The following is a 17,329-nucleotide window of genomic DNA, read 5'->3' as shown; positions in this document are numbered from 1 at the left end:
CCCCCCCCGATACATTCGCGACACTTTCAACGGGTGGCGCCCCGGATGACGACAGGGCGCGCTAAAGCGCGATCCGTTTCACCCCCGCCGGAGGCAAGAGGCCAACTTCGGTTTCGACAGGCTCTGCGCTGTGGTTGAACCAGAAGACCTCGGTTGCCGTGCGGCGGGTGCGCACCCCTTCCGGCATCTGGCGCAACTCCAGACCCGCCGCCTGCGCAACGGTGGCAATCAACCGATCAAGCCCCTCTGCATCGAGCCAGCCGCCACAATAAGTCTGTCGCCCGGCCCGGAGCGCGACCGCCGCGCCCTCGGAGGTTTCAAAGACCACTTCTGCAGTGCCTTCAAGCTCCTCAAGATAGCCGCGCGCCGCACCGCCGCCCTTAAGGGCGATGGGCATATCCGGGCGCAGACTCTCCACCCGTGCCACGGTCACGTCCAGCCCCGGCAATGCAGGTGGCAGTGGGCTGGTCGGGATGGAGAAATGACCGTCACGCGCACCGCTGCGCGGACCATAGAGCACCTCGGCCTCACTTCTTGCGAGCGCTTCTTTGAGGGGCTCTGGCAGATGCATCATCCCGGGCGCAAGGATCATCTTGTACCCCGTGAAATCGCGGGTCTCCGGGGGCAGGATGTCGATGGTCTGACCAGCGCGCCGAAGCGCCTTGTAGTGTTCGAGGATCAGCTGGAAATAGCTCAGCCCTGCACCATGCGGCTGCGTCGACCACGCCCAATCGGCATCGTAATCAAAAAGGATCGCCACCGGTGCCTGCGCGGGCTGCACATCGGCTGCCGCGCCAAGCTCTGCCGCAACATCCATCGCTTCTTGCATGGCGGGGGCGTCCTGGCTGTCGGGACGCAAGAGGCCTGCGTGCATCTGTTCCTGCGCAAAAGGCGCCTGCCGCCAGCGGAAATAACACACAGCCTCGGCGCCATGGGCAAAGGCCTCCCAGGTCCAGAGCCGCACCATGCCCGGCAGGGGTGCCGGGTTGTAGGGCGCCCAGTTCACTGGCCCCGGCTGCTGTTCCATGACCCACCAGCGCCCGCGCCCAACCGCGCGATAGAGATCGTGATGAAGGGCCTGAAAATCCGGATCCCCCTGCCGGGCATAAGCGCGCTGTTCCTCGGGTGAGGCCCCCACGCGGTCTTCCAGAAAGCCCAGCGGGTAGCTGTCCCAGGTCGCGATCTCGAGATCCTCACCTAGTTTGAAGTGGTCGAAATCGGTGATCCGCCCCATGTAGTTATGAGAAATCGGCGCGGTTGAATGGGCCTTGATGATCTCGACCTGCGCGCGGTTGAAAGCCACCACCTGATCGGAGCTGAAGCGTCTGAACGCCAGCACATGCGCCGGGTTCGGCTCTGTCACGGTGAGGTTGGGCAGGCCGATTTCGTCAAAGCTGCGATACTCCATGGACCAGAACATATTGCCCCAGGCCTCGTTGAGCGCGTCGATCTCGCCGTCGAACTGCTCTGCCAGCCACGCCCGAAAAGCGGTTTGAGCCGCGTCGGAATAGCTGATCACGGTATCATGGCAGCCATATTCATTGTCGGTCTGCCACGCGGCCACATGCGGGTTGGCACCATAGCGCTCTGCCATCAGGCGGGTGATGCGCTGGCTCTCGGCAAAATAACCCTTGTGGCTAAAGCAATAGTGCCGCCGAGAGCCAAAGCCGCGTGGCTGGCCCTCGGCGGTGACAGCAAACATGTCCGGGTGACGCTCGGCCATCCAGCGCGGCGGGGTCGCTGTGGGGGTGCCGAGCACCACCCGCAAGCCTTGCGCCCCCAATGCCTCGATCGCGCGGTCGAGCCAGTCCCAGTGCAGATCGCCGGGAGTGGGTTCGAGTTTCGACCACGAAAATTCCCCAATCCGGATCCACGTCAGGCCCGCAGCTTTCATACGCGCGGCGTCTTCGGCCCAGATCTCTTCTGGCCAGTGCTCGGGGTAATAGCAGGTGCCAAGGGTTCGTTTCATGAGTGTCTCACAAGATGACTTGATGTTCGCGCTGCCCAACCGCGTTTGTTGGCGCGGTAAAGGTCTGACCGGCGGGTGGGGTGTCCACGCCCTCGGCGGCAGTGGTGATAAAGAGCGTCGAGAGATCCGCACCGCCAAAGGCCGGACAGGAGGCCTGTGGCGTTGGCACCTCCACCGTCTGCAAGAGCGCGCCCGTGGGGCTGTAGCAAGCCACGCGCCCCGCTCCCCATTGCGCATTCCAGAGGTTGCCGTCACGGTCCACAACCGCGCCATCGGCGCCGAAGGGTTCAGCGCTGAGATCCAGAAACACCTCTGGTGCTCCCAAAGGCCAGCCATCCTCGGCTGCAAGCGGCTGGCGCATGATCCGACACAGATCGGTGTCGGTATAATAGGCGCAGGCCCGGTCCGGCGCAAAACAGATCGCGTTGGAGATCGTCACATCGCTGACGAGTTTGCGCAGCTCCCCACGCCAATAGCGATAGATGGCGCCCGCGCCTTTTTGCGCCTCAAACCCCATGGTTCCGATCCAAAAGCCCCCCCAGGGGTCCGCGCGCCCGTCGTTGGAGCGGGTCTCGGGCTGGTCGGCCTCCAGCGCGCACATGAGGCGACGCTCTGCCGTGCCGAGATCAAAGCGCCAGAGGCCCGTCTCGCTCGCCATCAGGAGCGTGTCGCGATCAATCCAGCCGGCGGCCGAGACACATTCATCAAACTGCCAGATCCGTGTGTCATCGCCCTCGCGCGCCAGCATGCGCTTGCCGAGAATGTCGAACCAGAAAAGCTGCGCGCGCTCAGGGTGCCACAACGGCCCCTCACCCAAGGTGCAGGTCTCGGCACAAAACACCGTCGCGGTCATGCAAAGACCTCGTCATAGGCGCGCACCATCGCCTCGGCATTGGCGGCGATCTCATCCACATGCATCCCCGGCTTGTAGAGATTGGAGCCAATGCCAAACCCTGTGATGCCAGCCGCCTGCCACTGCGCGAAATTCTCCGGACCCACACCGCCAACCGCATAGGTGGCAACCTCGGGCGGCAAAACCGCTTTGAGCGCCTTGAACCCGTCAGTGCCGAGTTTGAAGGCTGGAAAGAACTTGAGCCCATCGGCCCCGGCCCGGAGCGCCGCAAAGGCTTCTGTCGGGGTAAAGACACCGGGAAAAGAGTGCATGCCCAGTGCCTTGGTGGCCTTGATGACCTCTGGGTTGCAGTCGGGAGAAACGACCATCTGCGCGCCGATCTGATGCAGGTTGCTGACGGCGCCTTGGTCGAGCACGGTGCCCGCCCCGATCATGGCCCGGTCGGCGGCATAGGCCACCATGGCAGCGATGCTGGCATAGGGGTCCGGCGAATTCAGCGGCACCTCGATGCGGGTGATGCCGGCGCAGATCAGCGCGTCGGTGACAGGCAGCGCCTCCTCTGGGGTCAGGCCGCGCAGGATGGCGATGATGTTACGACTCATGTTGGTTCTCACTTCATTTGCGCACGGGCGGCGCAGAGGCCAGCCAGTGTGATGTCCTGGGCGTCGAGGATTTCCACCGACGCGCCCTGCAGTCTGAGGGCGGTGGCATAGGCTTGGGCGATCTCGTTCTCGCCCACCATGGCCACCGGGCGGCCTTGCCAGTCCTCGCGCAGGGCTTCGACCTCCATACCGAGGAGATAGCCAGATGCACGCGCGCGCGCCGCAACCGGATCAAGCCCTTCGAGCAAGGCACCGGCGCGCAGCCCAAAGAGCGCATTTGCCAGGGACTCGGGGCGTGCGGCCCCCTGTTGGCAGCCGCTTTCGAATGCCGCCTGATCCCAGCCCGCGCCCGCAAGCGTGTGGCGCAGGACGGATTGCGCGCTGATGAGCTGAAACAATTCGCCCGAGAGAAAGGTGGAAAAGCCGGTGATCGCCCCGTCCTTGAGCGAAACCCATTTGGTGTGGGTGCCGGGCAGGCAGACCACCCCGTCAAAGCCGGGGTCGGCCACCAACACGCCGGCGATCTGCGTCTCTTCTCCGCGCATCACATCCGCGGGTGCAAGCTGTTTCACCCCCGAGAGCACATGCACACGCAGCCGGGGATCCTCGGTTTGCACCAACGTCGCGGTATCAAAGGACGGCGGCGCGCAGGGGCTTGCGGCGTAAGGCGCCTCGCGCCAGCCCTGACGCGAGCCAACCATGCCACAACAGATCACATCCAGCGCGGTTTCAGCTGCCAGGTAGGGCGCAAGAAGATCCAGCAGCACCTGCTCGTAGCCATCAGCGTTGAGCCGCGACATGCCCTGATCAGAATCGATCCGCTCCAGAGGCACGCCATCCGTACCCATAGGCCAGAGGCGCAGATGGGAGGTGCCCCAATCCGCCGCCACCCAGTCAACCGAGGTGTGCGCAGGCGCGGTCATCCCGACACCACGACGCCACCATCCACCACCAAGGCCTGACCGGAGATCATCCGGCTGGCGTTGGAGGCCAGAAAAAGTGTCGACTCCACGATGTCTTGTGGCGCGAGATGGTCCTTCAGGCACTGGCGCTCAAGATGGGCGGCGAGGGCCTCGGGCGTGGCCCATTTGTCAAGCTGCTTGTCCGTGAGCACCCAGCCCGGCGCCAGCGCGTTGACCCGGATGCGGTCCGGGCCAAATTCGCGCGCGAGGCTGCGGGTCATCCCATTGATGCCCGAGTTTGCGGTGGTGTAGGCCGGATAGCCGCTGTTGCCCATCATGTAGCTGATGGAGGTGAAATTCACGATCGCACCGCCACCAAGCGCCTGCATCCCAGGCAACACCGCTTGGCAGGCAAAGAAATAGGCCTTGAGGTTGATCGACTGCGACCAGTCCCAGAATTCCTCATCCACCTCGAGCGTGGCGTGGCGCTGATCGTTGGCGGCGTTGTTCACCAGCACCTTGATAGGTCCATGGGCCTCTGCCGCCTGTGAAATCGCGGCTTTGAGCGCCGCAATGTCAGTGATGTCACATTGGATGAAGAGGGGCCGCGAGCCCGTCTCTTCCGCCATCCTGTCGACAAAAGCGCTGGCATCAGAGCGCCCGACAAAGGCCACTTTGGCCCCCTGCCGCAAGAAGCCCTCGGTGAGCGATGCGCCGATGCCCGAACCGCCTCCGGTGATAAAAACGGAAGCGCCTTCAAGGTCGTGAAAGGTTGCGTTCAGGTCCATGTCAGTGGCTCTCCCTTGTGACGGGGCGGGTGTCCTTGCCCACCAGGAAGTCGAGATCCGCGCCCTTGTCGGCCTGCAGGACGTGATCCACATAAAGTTTCGCATATCCCCGCGTGTAATGGGGGGCATCCGGCTCCCATGCTTTGCTGCGGCGTTCCATTTCCTCGGCGGAAATCATCAGCTCCAGCACGCCTCCAGCGGCCGACACCCGAATGCGATCGCCGGTCTGCACCAGCGCCAGCGGACCACCCGCCTGTGCCTCGGGCGAGACATGCAGGATCACGGTGCCAAAGGCGGTGCCCGACATGCGCGCATCCGAGACGCGGATCATGTCCTTTACCCCTTGGGTCACAAGCTTGCGCGGGATCGGCATATTGCCGACCTCTGGCATGCCCGGATAGCCTTTTGGCCCGCAGCCCTTGAGCACAAGGATGGTGTCGGGTGTCACCGGAAGATCCTCGCGGTCGATATTGGCTTTCATGTCCTCGATGCTCTCGAACACATAGGCCTCGCCTTCGTGTTCGAGGAGGTGGTCCGAAGCCGCCGAAGGTTTGATGATCGCACCGTTGGGCGCAAGGTTGCCGCGCAGAACGCGCAGGCCTGCAGCAGGTTTCACCGGTGCCTCAAAGCTGCAGATCACATCGTCGTTGAAACATTCGGCGCCCTCGGCATAGGCGGTGATGTCGCCACCCAAAACTGTTTTCGCGGACCGCAAATGTGCCTTCTCATGGAGTGCCTTCAGCACCACGGGCATGCCACCCGCGTAGCAGAAGTCCTCCATCAGGTATTTGCCCGAGGGCATGCAGTTGACCAAGAGCGGGATTTCCGATCCGATCTCGAAATCGCGCAGGTCAAGGTCAACCCCGACCCGGCCCGCAAGCGCCAGAAGATGCACCACCGCATTGGTGGAGCCCCCCACGGCGGCATTGGCGAGGATTGCGTTCTCGAAGGCTTCTTTGGTCAAGACATCAGAAGGTTTCAGATCCTCGTCGATCATCTCGACGATGCGCTTGCCGGTGAGATGCGCCAGCGCCATGCGCCGCGCGTCAACAGCCGGGAGCGCGGCATTTGTCGGCAGTGACATCCCCATCGCCTCGACGAGGGAGGCCATGGTGGAGGCGGTGCCCATGGTCATGCAGACGCCCTTGGAGCGGCTCATGCCGGACTCGGCGTTCATGAAGTCCTTGAGCGTCATCTCGCCCGCGCGCACAGCTTCGGAGAATTTCCAAACATCGGTGCCGGAGCCGATGTCCTCACCGCGATACTTCCCGTTGAGCATCGGCCCAGACGACACCACGATCGCCGGCAGATCCACCGACGCCGCACCCATCAGCTGGCCGGGCGTGGTCTTGTCACAGCCCCCCAAGAGCACAACACCGTCAATTCCATAGGCGCGGATTGACTCCTCGACGTCCATGGCAAGGAGATTGCGAAACAGCATCGCCGTAGGTTTCATCTGGGTCTCGCCCAGCGACATCACCGGAAATTCCACCGGAAAGCCCCCGGCTTCCCAGACGCCGCGTTTCACACCTTCCGCCAGATCGCGCAGGCCAGAATTGCAAGGCGTGAGTTCGGACCAGGTGTTGCAGATGCCCACAATGGGGCGGCCGTCAAAGGCGTGATCCGGAAACCCTTGGTTTTTCATCCAGGAGCGGTGAATAAAGCCGTCCTTGTCGAGTTTGCCATACCATGCACGGCTGCGACGGTCTTTGGTCATAGTTTTTCTCCTTCGATCACCCAGATCGTTTCAGGAAATTGCCAGGGCAGGGTCAGCCCCTGCTGCATCAGGATCTCACCGCTGAGCGTAAGCGGCCCGTCCTTGAACGCGGTGCGCCCGCGCGACAGGTGGTGCAACGCCTCGCGGTTGACGAGATCGATCCGGTATTGGGCTTTGGGGTCAAGTCCAGTCAGGCGCAAGGGGCGCGGCAGGATCTGATGCGCGCTCCGTGCCTTGCCCGCAAACACCACAAAGCGGCTGGCATCCGAGGCCATCTGCTGCTCTGCGATCACGCTTTGATCAGGCGCATCCAACCGCAAGATATCCGCCTGCATGCGCCAGTTGCGATTGTTTTTCCACCAGCTTGTGACTCGCGTCAGCGCCTCGATCTCTGTCGGGGTCAGCTCGCGCGGATCCATCTCAAACCCCATGTGCCGCTGGGCGGCGACCCAGGCGCGCATGTGGATATCGATGGTTCGCCCGGAGGTGTGGCAGGTGCGCGGCCCTACGTGAGAGCCAGTCACGGATAGTGGCAACAGGAGCGCCGCATCATGCTGAATGCGCAGCCGCTCCAGCGCGTCATTGCTGTCCGAGAGCCAAACCCGCTGCGTCAGGCTCAGGATACCCGCGTCGATCCGCCCGCCGCCGGAGGCGCAGCTCTCGATTTCGACCTTAGGGAACGCGCTGCGCAGGTCGCGCAACAGGGCATAGATGCCATCCGTCTGAGCCGCATCCGCAATCGGCAACAGGCGGTTGTGGTCCCATTTCAGGTAGTCGATACGGTTCTCGCTCAAGAGCGCGGACAGCACTTGAAAAAGATGCTCTCGCACGTCTTCGCGCGACAGGTCCAACACCCGCTGCTGGCGGCCTTCGATCTGATCCACAGGCCCCAAGACCCAGTCGGGATGCGCCCGCGCCAGATCACTGTCGAGGTTCACCATCTCCGGCTCGACCCAGAGACCAAATGTCATCCCGAGGCGTTCGACGTGATCAATGAGCGGGCCTAGCCCCTCGGGCCATTTGCGCCGGTCGATCTGCCAGTCCCCAAGGGAGGTGGTGTCATCATCGCGTCTGCCAAACCAGCCATCATCAAGCACAAACCGTTCTGCACCCAGGGCCGCGGCGCGCTCGGCAATGTCGCTCAGGACAGTGAAATCATGATCGAAATAGACCGCTTCCCAGCAGTTGTAGTGCACCGGACGCGGGGTTTCGGGCTTGGGCCAGACAACCACATGATCGCGCAGCAGACGCTGAAAGGCCACTGCACAACCGTTGAACCCTGCTTGCGACACCGCCAGATAGAGGGGCGCGCTGCGGAACCTGGTCCCTGCGCCTTGCGTGCCCGTGGCATGGCCCCACTGGATCTGGCGCCGCCCCGAGGGCAGCTCTTCGGCCAGCATCACATGCCCGCCGGACCAGCCGTAATGCATGGCAAAAACGGTGCCGTGGGTGTTGGTCGCGCCCGCTTCGGGAAAATAGGCCAAGGGCGGGTGCTCGTGCCCCGAACGCCCGGTACGGGCCTCGCGCTTGTGAATGCCCGCGCGCCATGGGGTGTGTTGCAGTTGGAATTCACCGATCCAGCGGCCACAGACATCGACAATCTCCTGCCCCATCTGAGGACCCGGCAGAACGGGCGCAGCAAGATGGTGCAGGATGATGTCCTGCTCCGAGGTCAGTGTGGTCGAGGCCGCAATCGTCCCGCCCCGCTCCTCAAAGTCAAAGAACAGCGTCAGTCCTAGCGCACGATCACGGCAGGTAAACTGCGCGCCGTTGGTGTCTTCGAGGCGAAAGCGTGGATAAAGCGGCGCTCCGTCACGATAGGCAACCAGCCCCGGCTGACCCTCAAAGGAGAGCGCAGCCTCCGGGCAGAGCGACAAGGGCGGCAGCCGGTCGATCATCCCGCCTGTCACCTCTTGTTCAACGGCGCGCGCCAGTGCGGCCAGATCCGTCTCCGGCTGCAGCGCAGGGCCCCAGTAGAGCGCGCCGGGCAGACCGCCATCGGACGACAGCACCAGCGTTTGACCCGGCGCATCGATCCGCCAGAGTTGCAGCCCGTCGCTCATTTCACGGCCCCAAGCGTCAGCCCGGCGATAAAGTGCCGCTGCATCAGGAAGAACATCGCAACCGGCGGCAGTGCCGCCACGATGGAGCCTGCGCTCATCAGGTGGTAGGCCGCGCGATATTGCGCATTGAAAGAGGTGATCCCCGCCGTCACCGGCTGGCTTTCGGCCCCTTGGGTCAGGACCACGGCCCAGAAGTAATCATTCCAGATAAAGGTGAAGATCAGCACCGCCAGCGCCGCAATAGCGGGCTTCATCAACGGCAGCACCACAAACCAGAAGATCCGCCATTCTGCGACGCCCTCCACCCGCGCAGCCTCGATCAGCTCGAACGGGAGCGCCCGAATGAAGTTGCGCATGAAGAGCGTGCAGAACCCTGTCTGAAACGCCACATGAAAGAGCACCAGGCCCAGTTTGGTATTGTAGAGCCCCATATCCAGGGTGAGGTCCCGCACCGGCACCATCAGGATCTGGAACGGAACAAAGTTTCCTGCAACAAACATGAAGAACAACAAGAGGTTGCCCCGGAATTTATACACCCCAAGCGCAAAGCCCGTCATGCAGGAGAGCGCCACTGCACCGATCACCGTTGGCACCGTGATCAGCACCGAATTCAAAAGATAGCGCGGCATGTCGGAGGCAAAGAACACCTTACCGTAGTTCTCAAACCCTTTGAAGGCAGAGGGCCAGCCCCAGTAGTTGCCGGTGGTGAAATCCACATCCGGCTTGATGGAGAACACAGCCACCGCGATCAGCGGCAAAAGCCACAGAACCAACGCCATTGGCACCAGCGCCTGATAGGTGGCGGCCCAGGCGGGCGAGGATTTCTCGATCGGACGCGGGAACATCAGCGGCCCCCCTTCTCTTCTTGGTACATCGACCACAGGAAGTAGGCGATGAAGGACAGCATGATGAGGAACAGGACCACGGCAATGGCGGCGCCATAGCCCATACGGAACCCATATTCCGAGAGCGCTTTTTCAAACATGTAAAACGACAGCACCCGCGACGACCCAAAGGGACCACCGTTGGTCATGATCGAGATCAGATCAAAGGACCGGAGCGCACCGATGATTGTGACCACAAAGGCAATAAAAGTCGCAGGACGCAGCTGCGGGATGATGACATACCACAGCATCTTGAGCCCCTTGGCCCCATCAAGCCGCGCAGCTTCCACTTGTTCTGGATCCACGGCATTGAGACCGGTGAGATAGAGGATCATGCAATAGGCCGTCTGCGGCCAGAGCCCGGCAAAAATGATCCCGTATGTGACAAGGCTCGGATCGCCCAGAACGTTGAGCGTGCCAAAGCCAAAAAAGCCAAGGATCTGGTTCAAGAGCCCAAACGTGGGGTCATAGAACCAGCTGAACACCAGTCCGACAACCACCTGACTAATCACAAAGGGGAAGAAAAACAGAGACTTATAGAGCCGGATGCCGACAATGTTCTGGTTGAGAAACAATGCGATCGCCAACCCTGCAGGGATCGCAAGCAAGTAGAGCAGCAGCCATTTGAGGTTGTTCCACATGGAGACCTCAAAGGCGCGGTCGTCCATCAGCTCGACGTAGTTCTCTACACCGACATAGACCGGCTCGCCCAAGCCGTCCCAACGGTAAAACGACAGGTTGAAGCTCTGCAGGATCGGAAAGATCACGTAAAACAGGAAGAACAACACCCCGGGCAACAAGAACAGGGCAGGTGCAAGCGACTGACGGTTGCGCCGTATCCAGCCCGGCGCGCCATCTCTGAGGGGGGTCGAAGTGTCAGCCAAAGGAGTCTCTCCCGGATACAGGCACCGCGCCCCGCCGTCAGGCGGATCGGGTGGGCGATCAAAAATATATCGGTAAAGCGGCTCGCATGGCCGCAGGGGGATGCGGGCGGGAGGCATGCTCCCGTCCGACTGTCACGCTTAGTAGATCCGCTGGCGGGCCTTCTCGAGACGGTTCAGGATGTCGTCGAGATTGTCGGGGAACACCATGAACTCCTGGAAACCTTCCATCGCCACCGAGGCCATTTCGGCCGGGGCGTCGCGATCAAAGAACTGCGCGATGCCGCCGGGGCTGTTGGAGGAGAGCATCTCGAAGCCCTGGTTCAGCATCTCGTCGTCATCCACCGAGGAGGAAGCATTGACCGGCAGCTGCCCAAGTGCGTCGCCCGCATTGATCGCGGTCTGCACGTCCGCAGAGACCACATAGCGCAGGAACTCACGCGCCGCTTCCTTGTTCTGGGCCCCGGACGGGATGTGGAACGTATCGGTCGGCGCATCTTCGGCCAGCTCGACATCCGGGTTGATCGCCGGGAACTGGTAGAAATCAAGTTGCTCGTCGCTCAGACCCGCTTCGCGCAGCGGGGCCACGGCAAAGTTCCCCATGAGGTAGGCCGCCGCTTCGCCATTCACCATGAAGGGCAGCGCTTCCTGCCAGCTGTAGGACTGGTGGTTGTCGATAAAGGCGCCCATGTCGATCAGCTCGCGCCAATTGGCAAAGGTTTGCTTCACGCGGTCATCGGTCCATTCCACATCCCCATTGGTCAGCGCCATGTGGAAGTCGTAGCCGTTGGTACGCATGTTCAGATAGTCAAACCAGCCGCCGGCGGTCCAGAGGAACTTGGAGCCGATGGTGAAGCACTTGCGGCCCGAGTCGAGAATCTTCTGGCAGTTGGACTTGAAGGTTGCCCAGTCGCTTGGCTCTTCGAGACCCAGTTCGTTGTAGATGTCCTCGCGGTAGTAGACGCCCCACTGATAGTAGGTATAGGGCACGCCCCACTGCTTGCCATCAAGCGTCATCGCGCCCTTGGTGGACGCAAGGTTTTCCGCAATCGCAGGCTCTGCCCAGAGGTCAGAGACATCCTCAAAGAGACCGGCCGACACATAGGGGCGCATGCGGTTGGCAGCGTACCAGTTGGCAACATCCGGCGCATTGGCGGTCAGGAAGTTGCGAATCTGGGTCTTGTAGGCTTCGCGGTCGATGACGGTCAGTTCGACTGTCAGATTGGGATGCAGTGCATCAAAATCGGACGCCATCTTCTCCATCACCGCGCGCGGTGCCGGGTTCGACATATCCGAGAAAATCTTGAGCGTTCCGGTCAGCTCCGATGCCTGAGCAGATGCGGCCAGCCCGACGGCCATCGCAAGTCCTGCGGCCGTTCCCTTCAGCAAGTTCATGGTATCCTCCCATATTGACTGTCGGCCAGTGGTTTCATTATATGGAACCAGTTTCCAACTATTGAAACCATGGAAGAGTCTGGCTATGAATGTCAACAGTCTCTTCGCTCTTGAGCTTGGAGACGTGAGGGAGGACAGCAATGGCAACGGCAAATGCGCCGCAGCGCAGCAATGACGGAACCGTCGGAAAAGCCTTGGAAGTTTTGGATCAGGTCGCGGAATACGGACGGCCTGTGCGCTTTGGCGAATTGCTCGCGGCGTCGGTGCATCCAAAGGCCACGCTCTATCGGCTGGTCCAGACACTGACGAATCAGGGCATGCTCAGTTTCGACGAGGCACAGCAGACCTACGCCCCCGGGTTGCGGTTGGTCCGGCTCGCGCATGCGGCCTGGAGACAGAGCTCGCTTGCGCCGGTGGCCCGTCCGCATCTGGATGCGCTGTCTGCAGAGGTTGGTGAGACCATCCACCTGGCGCAGCTCGATCAGGGGCAGGTGCTCTATGTGGACAAGCGCAACGCCCGCACCCCGATCGAGATGTTCAGTCAGGCTGGCAAGATCGGCCCCGGCTATTGCACCGGGGTCGGCAAAGCGATGATCGCCCATCTGGACGAGAGCGCCCGCGAGGACGCGATCCGGCGGCAGGCGTTTTTCCAGCACACCGTGCATACTCTGGCCAATGAAGCCGGTTTCCGCGCAGAGCTTGACGACATTCGCGCGCAGGGCATCGCCTTTGACCGCGAAGAACACGAACCCGGTATCATCTGCATCGCCGCCCCGATCCTGTCATCAAAGGATCGTGTCATGGGGGCCTTGTCGATCACCTCATCAACAGAGCGGCAATCTCTGGAGGGTCTCACCTCTCTGAAACCGCTGCTTTTGAAGACTGCAAACGAGATCGCTGAGGCTGCCGAGAGCTGGCAGTTCCCCACCTGACCCACGACCGGCGTCGGGCACCATCGCTCCCGCGCTTTTTGAAAAGGACGAAATCATGACTGGTGTCACGCTGACAAATGCCGTCAAGAAATACGGCGAGGTGCAGACCATCTTTGATGTAAACCTCGAGATTGAGGACGGCGAGTTCTTCGTCTTCGTGGGGCCTTCGGGCTGCGGGAAATCCACCTTGCTGCGCATGGTGGCGGGGCTTGAGGAAACCACGGCGGGCAAGATCCACATCGGCAGCCGCGATGTGACAGATCTCGATGCCGCCGAGCGTGGTGTCGCAATGGTATTCCAGTCCTACGCGCTCTATCCCCATATGACGGTTGAGGAAAACATGGGCTTTGGCCTCAAGATGACCGGCCACCCCAAGGCCGAGATCAAGGAGAAGGTCGCAGAGGCCTCGCGCATCCTGCAACTCGATCAATACCTTAAACGCAAGCCCAAGGCGCTCTCTGGTGGCCAGCGCCAGCGCGTCGCCATCGGCCGCGCCATCGTGCGGGGCCCCGAGGTGTTCCTGTTTGACGAGCCGCTCTCCAATCTTGACGCAGAGCTGCGCGTTGACATGCGGGTGGAGATCGCGCGTCTGCACAAGGAAATTGGCGCAACGATGATCTATGTTACCCATGATCAGGTCGAGGCCATGACCCTTGCGGACAAGATCGTGGTACTGCGCGCCGGGCGCGTCGAGCAGGTCGGCAAGCCGATGGAGTTGTATAACGATCCCGACAATCGCTTTGTCGCCGGGTTCATCGGCTCTCCGAGCATGAATTTTGTCGAGGGAGAGGTTCGCGGTGGCAAGGTTGTGGTGAGCGCCTTTGGCGGACGCGAGATCACCACTTCGGTAGCGTTGCCGCAAGACGGGGCCAAGGTCATCGTGGGCCTGCGTCCGCAACACATCCGACTGAGCGCCGATGGTCCTGCCACGTTGGATCTGCGCGAACGCTTGGGAGGGGTCTCTTACGATCACCTGATCTGCGCAGAGGGCGCCAAGCTCATCGTGGAAACCCGCGAAGAAGACAGCCTAGAGGAAGGCGACTCCGTCGGCTTTGACTTTGAAGACCGCGACGTGTTCCTGTTCGACGCGCAATCCGAAGCACGGTTGCGCTAGGGCTGCTCACGCGCCGCATCAAACGCGCGCCGCGCATCAGGGCTGCGCGCGTTTGCACCTGCCCCCAGAAACCGAAGGCCCATAGCATAGATGGGCTCTAAGCGCCCCAAGCCTGTAGAGATTGTCACGAAGTTACGGCAGGTTACGTTTCTGACGGGTTGAGGCATGCCACTTCTGGATGAGATCCATCAGATTGGTGTGACTGAACAGACGTTCTTCCGCTAGAGAAGAAATACGGTAGGACGGGCTCCGGTCAATTGCAGGAACTCAAGCGTCTTCAGAAGGACAACGACCGGCTTTGGAGCGAAGTGTCGGAACTGGCACTGGACACGTTGATCCTGTCCGAGTCGGCGATTGAGGAGCTTGAGCGGTGTGACAGGCTACCGGAGCTTATTCTTCTGGACATCAACATGCCCCGAATGAACGGCTTTGAGTTCCTGGAGATTGTCGATGAGAAGTTGAGCCAGGCGCAACCGCCAGTAAAAGTTGCTCTTTTGACGACGTCAAGCAATCCCGCGGATGCACGCAAGGCTGAGTCATTTGCGTCAGTCGGCTGGTTTCTGTCGAAGCCTTTGGGACGAGATATGCTGGACCAACTTGTTTCCGAGCTCTCGTGACCATTGTGCGTTGTTTTTCGGTTTTTTGAACGCGAGAAGCCGCCCGTTGGGCGGCTTTGACGTGATGATATTTGTTTTGATTTGGTTGCGGGAGTAGGATTTGAACCTACGACCTTCAGGTTATGAGCCTGACGAGCTACCTGGCTGCTCCATCCCGCGTTGTTTGTTTTGTTTTTTTGTTTAGAGAGGATTTATTTGGGTTCTTATTAGGTTTGGCGGTGCCCTACTCTCCCACACCTTAAGATGCAGTACCATCGGCGCAACAGCGCTTAACTTCCGGGTTCGGGAAGGGACCGGGTGTTTCGCTTGTGCTTTGGCCACCAAACCGAATAAGAACCCAACTGAGTTTTTGCTCAGGGTATCAACGTATTGATCGTCCTTTTTTTCAGGAGATCAACGTGTTGACCCTTTTATGAGGGTCAACGGGTTGTCCAAGTTTTGTTTTTGCTTTTTGGTTTTTGGCTGTCTTTTACTGGATCAGATCAAGCCAATCGGGCGATTAGTACCGGTCAACTGAACGCATTGCTGCGCTTACATCTCCGGCCTATTGACGTGGTGGTCTTCCACGGCCCTCAGGGATACCTTGTTTTGAGGGGGGCTTCCCGCTTAGATGCCTTCAGCGGTTATCCTTTCCGATCATAGCTACCCTGCACTACCGTTGGCACGATAACAGGTCCACCAGTGGATCGTTCACCCCGGTCCTCTCGTACTAGGGGCAACTCCTCTCAAGTATCCTACACCCACGGCAGATAGGGACCGAACTGTCTCACGACGTTCTAAACCCAGCTCACGTACCTCTTTAAACGGCGAACAGCCGTACCCTTGGGACCTGCTCCAGCCCCAGGATGAGATGAGCCGACATCGAGGTGCCAAACACTGCCGTCGATATGGACTCTTGGGCAGTATCAGCCTGTTATCCCCGGCGTACCTTTTATCCGTTGAGCGATGGCCCTTCCACTCGGGACCACCGGATCACTATGGCCGACTTTCGTCTCTGCTCGACTTGTCAGTCTCGCAGTCAGGCAGGCTTTTGCCATTGCACTCAACGAGCGATTTCCGACCGCTCTGAGCCCACCTTCGCGCGCCTCCGTTACGCTTTAGGAGGCGACCGCCCCAGTCAAACTACCCGCCACGCAGGGTCCCGGATCCCGGTAAGGGACCGCGGTTAGACATCAAGAGTGCGAAGGGTGGTATCTCAAGGATGGCTCCACAGGAACTAGCGTTCCTGCTTCGATGCCTACCACCTATCCTGCACATCACAATCCTGATGCCAGTGCGAAGCTGTAGTAAAGGTGCACGGGGTCTTTCCGTCTAACCGCGGGAAGCCTGCATCTTGACAGGCAATTCAATTTCGCTGAGTCGATGTTGGAGACAGCGGGGAAGTCGTTACGCCATTCGTGCAGGTCGGAACTTACCCGACAAGGAATTTCGCTACCTTAGGACCGTTATAGTTACGGCCGCCGTTTACCTGGGCTTCAATTCGGAGCTCTCACCCCTCCTTTTAACCTTCAGGCACCGGGCAGGCGTCAGACCCTATACGTCGTCTTGCGACTTCGCAGAGCCCTGTGTTTTTAATAAACAGTCGCCACCCCCTGGTTTGTGCCCCCGGATTCCACTTGCGTAGGACCCGGGCCTCCTTCTCGCGAACTTACGGAGGTATTTTGCCGAGTTCCTTCAACATCGTTCTCTCAAGCGCCTTGGTATTCTCTACCAGTCCACCTGTGTCGGTTTAGGGTACGGTCTGATGGAGGGCTATTTCCAGGGACCAATCAGCGGCCCGCCCAATCCGATAAGGGCGAACAACCTTCATGATCCGTCACATCCTCCTGGCCCAGGAATATTAACCTGGTTCCCATCGCCTACGCCTTTCGGCCTCGGCTTAGGGGCCGGCTTACCCTGCTCAGATTAGCTTTAAGCAGGAACCCTTGGACTTTCGGCGAGAGTGTCTCTCACACTCTTTGTCGCTACTCATGTCATCATTCTCGCTAGTGATCTCTCCACGGGATCGCTCACGCGCCCGCTTCATCGAAAGAACTGTTCCTCCAATGACCCCGAGGGGTCTAAGGAGGAGCTGTTCTATGTCACACTACGCTCTGCTACCATGCACTATGTGCATCCTCGGCTTCGGCTCATGGCTTGAGCCCCGTTACATCTTCGCCGCAGGACGTCTTATTTAGACCAGTGAGCTGTTACGCTATCTTTAAAGGATGGCTGCTTCTAAGCCAACCTCCTGGTTGTTTTGGACATCCCACCTGCTTTCCCACTTAGCCATGAATTAGGGGCCTTAGCCGGAGGTCAGGGTTGTTTCCCTCTCCACTACGGACGTTAGCATCCGCAGTGTGTCTGCCATCTAGTACTCCCGGGTATTCGGAGTTTGGTTAGGATCAGTAAGCCTGTGGGGCCCCATTACCCATCCAGTGCTCTACCCCCCGGGGTATTCGGATGACGCTCTACCTAAATAGATTTCGCAGAGAACCAGCTATCTCCGAGTTTGATTGGCCTTTCACCCCTAGGCACAACTCATCCCGACCTTTTTCAACAGGTGTGGGTTCGGACCTCCAGTGCGTGTTACCGCACCTTCATCCTGGTCATGCCTAGATCACTCGGTTTCG

General features: G+C 60.3%; 13 protein-coding genes, 1 tRNA gene, 2 rRNA genes and 1 pseudogene (1 of these 17 cut by a window edge). 4 read left to right on the top strand and 13 right to left on the bottom strand.

From position 1 onward, the window contains the following. Positions 1-61: 61 nt before the first annotated feature. The 10 genes from ACZ1HH_RS18325 to ACZ1HH_RS18280 form a co-directional block, all read right to left on the bottom strand. On the bottom strand, positions 62-1,969 hold the full coding sequence (locus ACZ1HH_RS18325; protein WP_472635134.1) for a beta-galactosidase: 1,908 nt from the start codon (positions 1,967-1,969) through the stop codon (positions 62-64). A gap of 7 nt (positions 1,970-1,976) precedes the next feature. Continuing rightward, positions 1,977-2,822: an SMP-30/gluconolactonase/LRE family protein gene (locus tag ACZ1HH_RS18320; RefSeq protein WP_472635133.1), complete on the bottom strand. Its 846-nt coding sequence runs from the start codon at positions 2,820-2,822 to the stop codon at positions 1,977-1,979. Then, a complete protein-coding gene (locus ACZ1HH_RS18315) occupies positions 2,819-3,424 on the bottom strand; it encodes a 2-dehydro-3-deoxy-6-phosphogalactonate aldolase (RefSeq protein WP_416369994.1) in 606 nt (201 codons plus the stop codon). Before ACZ1HH_RS18315 ends, ACZ1HH_RS18320 begins: the two co-directional genes overlap by 4 nt. A gap of 8 nt (positions 3,425-3,432) precedes the next feature. Then, complete coding sequence (locus tag ACZ1HH_RS18310; protein WP_472635132.1) at positions 3,433-4,347, bottom strand: 2-dehydro-3-deoxygalactonokinase; 915 nt, start codon at positions 4,345-4,347, stop codon at positions 3,433-3,435. After that, positions 4,344-5,114: an SDR family NAD(P)-dependent oxidoreductase gene (locus tag ACZ1HH_RS18305; protein WP_416369992.1), complete on the bottom strand. Its 771-nt coding sequence runs from the start codon at positions 5,112-5,114 to the stop codon at positions 4,344-4,346. The genes ACZ1HH_RS18310 and ACZ1HH_RS18305 overlap by 4 nt, the downstream gene beginning before the upstream one ends. A 1-nt stretch (position 5,115) precedes the next feature. Continuing rightward, positions 5,116-6,831 (bottom strand): IlvD/Edd family dehydratase, encoded by a 1,716-nt coding sequence (locus tag ACZ1HH_RS18300; protein ID WP_472635131.1) that lies wholly within the window; start codon positions 6,829-6,831, stop codon positions 5,116-5,118. Beyond that, complete coding sequence (locus tag ACZ1HH_RS18295; RefSeq protein ID WP_487320479.1) at positions 6,828-8,894, bottom strand: alpha-galactosidase; 2,067 nt, start codon at positions 8,892-8,894, stop codon at positions 6,828-6,830. The genes ACZ1HH_RS18300 and ACZ1HH_RS18295 overlap by 4 nt, the downstream gene beginning before the upstream one ends. Then, positions 8,891-9,739 (bottom strand): carbohydrate ABC transporter permease, encoded by an 849-nt coding sequence (locus tag ACZ1HH_RS18290; protein ID WP_011537100.1) that lies wholly within the window; start codon positions 9,737-9,739, stop codon positions 8,891-8,893. Before ACZ1HH_RS18290 ends, ACZ1HH_RS18295 begins: the two co-directional genes overlap by 4 nt. Beyond that, positions 9,739-10,662, bottom strand: coding sequence for a carbohydrate ABC transporter permease (locus ACZ1HH_RS18285; RefSeq protein WP_487320478.1), 924 nt, complete (start codon positions 10,660-10,662; stop codon positions 9,739-9,741). Before ACZ1HH_RS18285 ends, ACZ1HH_RS18290 begins: the two co-directional genes overlap by 1 nt. A gap of 138 nt (positions 10,663-10,800) precedes the next feature. After that, the gene (locus tag ACZ1HH_RS18280) at positions 10,801-12,054 is read right to left on the bottom strand and encodes an ABC transporter substrate-binding protein (RefSeq protein WP_168610558.1); all 1,254 of its coding nucleotides are present in this window, start codon (positions 12,052-12,054) and stop codon (positions 10,801-10,803) included. 140 nt (positions 12,055-12,194) lie between these two features. On the opposite strand from ACZ1HH_RS18280, the gene ACZ1HH_RS18275 reads away from it, so the two are divergent. The 4 genes and pseudogenes from ACZ1HH_RS18275 to ACZ1HH_RS18260 all read left to right on the top strand — a co-directional run bounded on the left by ACZ1HH_RS18275 (position 12,195) and on the right by ACZ1HH_RS18260 (position 14,717). Then, positions 12,195-12,986: an IclR family transcriptional regulator gene (locus tag ACZ1HH_RS18275; RefSeq protein WP_472635130.1), complete on the top strand. Its 792-nt coding sequence runs from the start codon at positions 12,195-12,197 to the stop codon at positions 12,984-12,986. Between the two features lie 55 nt (positions 12,987-13,041). Next, positions 13,042-14,100, top strand: a complete 1,059-nt coding sequence (locus tag ACZ1HH_RS18270) for an ABC transporter ATP-binding protein (RefSeq protein ID WP_472635129.1) — start codon at positions 13,042-13,044, stop codon at positions 14,098-14,100. Positions 14,101-14,190: 90 nt separating this feature from the next. Continuing rightward, positions 14,191-14,453: pseudogene (locus ACZ1HH_RS18265) on the top strand (IS3 family transposase); the annotation flags it as partial. Next, positions 14,433-14,717, top strand: a complete 285-nt coding sequence (locus tag ACZ1HH_RS18260) for a response regulator (RefSeq protein WP_472635615.1) — start codon at positions 14,433-14,435, stop codon at positions 14,715-14,717. The pseudogene ACZ1HH_RS18265 and the gene ACZ1HH_RS18260, both read left to right, overlap by 21 nt. Positions 14,718-14,799: 82 nt before the next feature. Here the strand turns inward: ACZ1HH_RS18260 and ACZ1HH_RS18255 are convergent. The 3 genes from ACZ1HH_RS18255 to ACZ1HH_RS18245 all read right to left on the bottom strand — a co-directional run. Continuing rightward, positions 14,800-14,876 (bottom strand) — tRNA-Met (locus tag ACZ1HH_RS18255). A 51-nt stretch (positions 14,877-14,927) separates the two neighbouring features. Next, positions 14,928-15,042 (bottom strand): 5S ribosomal RNA (gene rrf, locus ACZ1HH_RS18250). Between the two features lie 153 nt (positions 15,043-15,195). Continuing rightward, positions 15,196-17,329: ribosomal RNA gene (locus ACZ1HH_RS18245) — 23S ribosomal RNA — on the bottom strand; it runs 699 nt beyond the window's last position.

The sequence above is a fragment of the Epibacterium sp. HA2-3 genome (genome assembly GCF_055693725.2).
This window is presented reverse-complemented; position numbering and strand designations above follow the sequence as displayed.